Here is a 2435-nt window from a genome sequence, read left to right on the forward strand (position 1 = left end):
ACAATATTATCTTACTCAAATAATGTTGTAGTTTTAGTTAATTTTTGTATTATTATTGCTTTCTAATTTTTTGCTCCCATTTCCAAGCACTGCGCAAAGCCTCTTCCAATGTAAACTCAGGTTTCCAACCCAATACATTAAAAGCTCTATCTGTGCTTGCGTAAGCTTCTGTAACGTCTCCTTCTCTTCTTCCTACAACTTTGTAAAGCAATTTTATATCATTTACCCGTTCAAAATTTTCAATTACCTCAAGTACTGAACTTCCTTTACCTGTTCCAATATTAAAGACTTCAACTTTTTCAGTATTTTTTTTATGTAACAAGCGTTCTAAAGCCACAACATGAGCTTTGGCTAAATCTACTACATGAATATAATCTCTAATTGCTGTTCCATCAGGTGTTGGATAATCATTACCGAAAACTGATAATTCTTTTCGCAAACCAATAGCTGTTTGAGTAATAAATGGCACTAAATTTTGAGGCACTCCTAATGGTAATTCACCTATTTCTGCTGATTCATGAGCACCAATAGGATTAAAATAACGTAATAAAACAGCTTCAATTGAAGAAATTTTTGCTACATCTTGAATAATTTCTTCCCCAATCTGTTTGGTATTTCCATATGGTGAAAGTGCTTTTTGAATAGGTGCATTTTCTCGAATTGGCATAATTTCAGCTTGACCATAAACCGTACAAGAGGAACTAAAAATAAAACAAGCTTTCTCTAATTTTTGTAACTCTTGAAGCAAATAAACTAAAGCATTGATATTATTCTCATAATATAATAATGGATTTTCAACACTTTCTCCAACAGCTTTACTAGCGGCAAAATGAATTACTCCAGCAATATCATTATATTTTTTAAAAAAAGATTGAACATCTGTTTTCTCTCTTAAATCTAGAATTTCTAAAATAGGTTTTTTACCCGTGATATTCGATATACCATCCAAAACATCAATAGAAGCATTGGATAAATTATCAACAATTACCACTTCAAAACCTTTATTTTGTAATTCAACAACGGTGTGAGAACCTATAAAACCTAAACCACCTGTGACGAGTATTTTCATTTTATTCAGCTTACAGTTAACATGTTTACAGTTTTAAGCGACTACTCCAAATCTATTAACTAAATTACACAAATTCTAGAACCGCAGCCGTAATGAATTGAATTTGTTCTTCATCTAATTCAGTATGCATAGGTAATGCTATAACCTCATTTACTAATTGGTTTGTATTTGGAAAATCCTCTTCTTGATATCGTGTATCGGCATATGCTTTCTGACTATGTAAAGGTATAGGATAATAAATAGCGCAAGGAATTCCTTTAGCTTGCAAATGTTCTAATAACCCGTCACGTTTTCCATTTAAAATCCGAATTACATATTGATGAAATACATGGCAATCACAAGCATCACATATTGTTGGTGCCCAAATATTTGGATTGATTGCAAATGCCGCTGAATATTTTCTAGCTGCCTCTTGTCGAGCTTTATTATAAATATCTAAGTGTGGCAACTTAGCCTTAAGCACCCCAGCCTGAATACTATCTAGACGAGAATTAACCCCTACAACATCATGGTGATATCTTACATACATTCCATGATTAACAATGCCTCTGATGGTATGAGCTAAAGCATCATCATTAGTAAAAATAGCTCCGCCATCGCCATAACAACCTAAGTTTTTAGAAGGAAAAAACGAAGTAGCACCAACATGACCTATGGTACCAACTTTTTGTTTTCTACCATCTTTTTTCCAAGTGTAATCAGCCCCTATAGCCTGAGCATTATCTTCAATTACAAACAAATTATATTCGTTTGCAATTTCCATAATAGCATCCATATTAGCTGCTCGTCCAAACAAATGCACAGGAACAATTGCTTTCGTTTTTGGTGTAATCGCCTTTTTAATGCCTTCGATGGAAATATTCATATTATTCATATCTACATCGACCAAAACGGGAGTTAATTGCAATAAAGCTATAACTTCTACAGTAGCCGCAAAAGTAAAATCAGCAGTAATTACCTCATCTCCAGGTTTCAAACCTAATCCCATCATAGCAATTTGCAAAGCATCTGTTCCATTGGCACAAGGAATAACATGTTTTACTCCTAAATATTTTTCCAAATCGGCTTGAAATTGATGTACTAAAGGTCCATTTATATAAGTTGTTGTATCTAATACTTCCTGAATAGAAGCATTTACTTCATCTTTAATTTTTTCGTATTGACTTTTTAAGTCAACCATTTGTAATTTTCTCATTACTCTAAATTTTCTAGATGCAAAAATACTAATTATCTTTAGACGATGTTTTCTTTCGTTGTAAAAAAGCATAGAGCAACACAACCATAACCGTTGTCATTAATGACCCCGAAATACTTGTAAGTGTAATTTGCTCTTGAAAAATAAATTTTTTAAATATTAGATTAAAGC

Annotated in this window: 2 protein-coding genes; both read right to left on the reverse strand. The window is 32.6% G+C overall.

The annotated features are described in order from the left end of the window. Nucleotides 1-52: 52 nt before the first annotated feature. Entirely contained in the window at nt 53-1069 is a 1017-nt protein-coding gene (gene galE, locus QZ824_RS11345) for a UDP-glucose 4-epimerase GalE (RefSeq protein ID WP_291276127.1), read from the reverse strand. Nucleotides 1070-1133: 64 nt separating this feature from the next. Then, entirely contained in the window at nt 1134-2264 is a 1131-nt protein-coding gene (locus tag QZ824_RS11350) for a DegT/DnrJ/EryC1/StrS family aminotransferase (protein ID WP_291276128.1), read from the reverse strand. Nucleotides 2265-2435 lie beyond the last annotated feature (171 nt).

Source organism: Flavobacterium sp., assembly GCF_021151785.1.
Lineage (GTDB): Bacteria > Bacteroidota > Bacteroidia > Flavobacteriales > Flavobacteriaceae > Flavobacterium.